Origin of the sequence: Pseudomonas sp. P7758 (assembly GCF_013386485.1) — a bacterium.
Classification (GTDB): Bacteria; Pseudomonadota; Gammaproteobacteria; order Pseudomonadales; family Pseudomonadaceae; genus Aquipseudomonas.
Map to the genome: position 1 here is coordinate 1 of NZ_JACARS010000240.1, position 2,335 is coordinate 2,335.

Genomic DNA, 2,335 nt, shown 5'->3' on the forward strand with positions numbered 1-2,335 from the left:
GCGCTAAATTGCGCCCCACCCCAAGAGGGCAACCCGCCAACTCACCTGGCGGCCAACTATCCGAACTGACCCGACGCCCAACCGCGCCTCTTTCTGCGCTGCGGTGAGCTGCACCCGTCAGTTGATCCAACACCGAGACAATACAACCATGAACAAGCACCTGATCGCCGTCGCCAGCGCCCTGCTGATCACTGGCACCGCCCCCGCCTTCGCCGCCAGCACCGTGGACCTGACAGTCAAGGGCATCATCACCCCGAATGCCTGCACGCCGAGCCTGTCCAGTGGCGGGGTCATCGACCACGGCAAGATGTCGGCCAAGGACTTGAACGCCACCCAGATCACCCTGTTGCCGAAAGTCACGCTGCAAATGACCGTGACCTGCGATGCGCCGGTGATCTTCGCCCTCAAGGCGACCGACAACCGTATTGGCTCCGGCAGCGGCAGCGGCTTCGGGCTGGGATTTATCAACGGCACGCAAAAGCTGGGTTCCTATAGCTTGACCCTTGGCGCCACCGGTAGCCCGCCCCAGGCCGACGGCGAAACCGTGCAAGCCATCGGGTCTTTCGACAATGGCGTCACCTGGGAGCGTTGGAACAGCTTTGAAACCGGCACCTATCTCTCGGTCGCCACCCTGGCAGACGCCAGCACCCCGCGTGCCACCCAGCAACTGGTCACCCCCGTGGCCTACAGCGGCTACATCAACCGCACCGACGGCCTGGACCTGAGCAACGAAGTCAATATCGACGGCTCGGCCACCATTGAAGTGCTCTACCTGTAACCCACCTTCGCCCCTGACCTGCAACCAAAAAGGTGCTGCTCGATGATGAATTCCTCACCCGCTGTCTTTCTCGCCACGTTACTGCTGGCCCCCACCGTACTGGCCGCCAGCAGTACCGACTTCGCCGTCACGGGCACCATCACGCCGAATGCCTGTGAACCCATGCTCTCCGGCGGAGGCGTGGTGGATTACGGAAAAATGCCGGCCAAGGAACTCAACACCGACAGCCCGACCTCACTGCAGCCGCAGACCATGCAAATGGAAGTCCTGTGTGAAGCGCCAACGTTCATCGCGCTGAGCACGATCGATAACCGCGCCGGCACTTCGGCAATTAACGACTACTGGCATGGCCTGGGGCTGACGGACAGTGGCGAAAAACTTGGCGCCACCGCATTCGGCCTGCTCAACCCGGTCGCGGACGGCGTCACGGTCAAGACGATCAACTCGACCGATGGCGGGGTGACCTGGCTCCCGTCGATTTACCTGGGCCACTACACCCAAACCTCGGTCGCCACCAACGGCGGTGCGAACACCCCGATTGCGATACGGCAATTCAGTGCCGACCTGCGCGTGTACACGATGGTCGACGGCACTGACCGCCTGACCGTGCTCGACGAAGTGCCGCTGGACGGCCATGCCACCGTGCAACTGAAGTACCTGTAACCCTTTATTCAACCGGCCCCACTCGAAAGGAAACGTGTGCCCCATGAAACTTACGCTCAATGCCCTGGCCACCGCGCTGCTGCTCAGCACCAGCGCCTCTGCCCTGGCGGCGTCCACCGTCGACCTGACTGTCAAAGGGGTGATTACCCCCAACGCCTGCACACCTGGCCTGTCCGGCGGAGGGATGGTGGACTACGGCAAGATCTCCGCCAAAGACCTGAACCTCACGACCCCCAAACAACTGCCACGCACCACCTTGCAACTGACCATCACCTGCGACGGCGGCACCCTGTTTGCCGTCAAGGGCACCGACAACCGCGCCGGGTCCAACTCCACCGGCGGCACCTACGGCCTGGGGTTGATCAACGGTACGCAGAAGCTGGGGGCCTACGACCTGATGCTGAATAACGCAGTCGCAGACGCTGTCGCCGTCACGGTGCTGGAATCCGGGGATAACGGCACGACCTGGGCAGAGTCGGCGGACGCGATCCTGCCACCCAGCGCATTGGCGGCTTTCGGCGATAGAACCTCGGGTACCTGGCTGCCGGTACCGATCCAGCAAGTCGTCAGCGACCTGGTGGTGTATGCGCAGATCGCCCGGGCCGACAGCCTGGACCTGAGCGATGAACACCCGATCGACGGCTCGGCCACGCTGGAAGTGAAGTACCTGTAAACCCGCGGCCTCGTCGTTCGCGGCGAGGCGCCTTACTTGCACCGAACACATTGAAGACCGAATGATGAACAGAACCCTACGCCTGTGCACGGCGCTGTTATTGCTCAACACCGGCTCTAGCGTGTTTGCCAGCACCGCCACCGAGATGACCCTGTCGGGCCTGGTTACCCCCAGCTCCTGCACCATCGCGCTCTCCGGCAGCGGCATCATCGACCACGGCA

General features: G+C 62.7%; 3 protein-coding genes. All 3 read left to right on the forward strand.

Features of this window, described 5'->3' with window-relative positions; genetic code table 11:
* The first annotated feature begins 148 nt into the window (after positions 1-148).
* Genes HX873_RS31115 through HX873_RS31125 form a run of 3 tightly spaced genes read left to right on the forward strand, consistent with a single transcriptional unit; the run spans position 149 to position 2,114 of the window.
* A complete protein-coding gene (locus HX873_RS31115) occupies positions 149-778 on the forward strand; it encodes a DUF1120 domain-containing protein (protein WP_008435634.1) in 630 nt (209 codons plus the stop codon).
* Positions 779-823: 45 nt separating this feature from the next.
* Positions 824-1,441 (forward strand): DUF1120 domain-containing protein, encoded by a 618-nt coding sequence (locus HX873_RS31120; protein ID WP_166742204.1) that lies wholly within the window; start codon positions 824-826, stop codon positions 1,439-1,441.
* A 43-nt stretch (positions 1,442-1,484) separates the two neighbouring features.
* Positions 1,485-2,114 (forward strand): DUF1120 domain-containing protein, encoded by a 630-nt coding sequence (locus HX873_RS31125; RefSeq protein WP_177021815.1) that lies wholly within the window; start codon positions 1,485-1,487, stop codon positions 2,112-2,114.
* Positions 2,115-2,335 lie beyond the last annotated feature (221 nt).

Bases quoted from the DNA above. Each gene is read 5' to 3' on its own strand.
- HX873_RS31115 (WP_008435634.1), top strand. From the start codon at position 149: ATGAACAAGCACCTGATCGCCGTCGCCAGCGCCCTGCTGATCACTGGC.
- HX873_RS31120 (WP_166742204.1), top strand. From the start codon at position 824: ATGAATTCCTCACCCGCTGTCTTTCTCGCCACGTTACTGCTGGCCCCC.
- HX873_RS31125 (WP_177021815.1), top strand. From the start codon at position 1,485: ATGAAACTTACGCTCAATGCCCTGGCCACCGCGCTGCTGCTCAGCACC.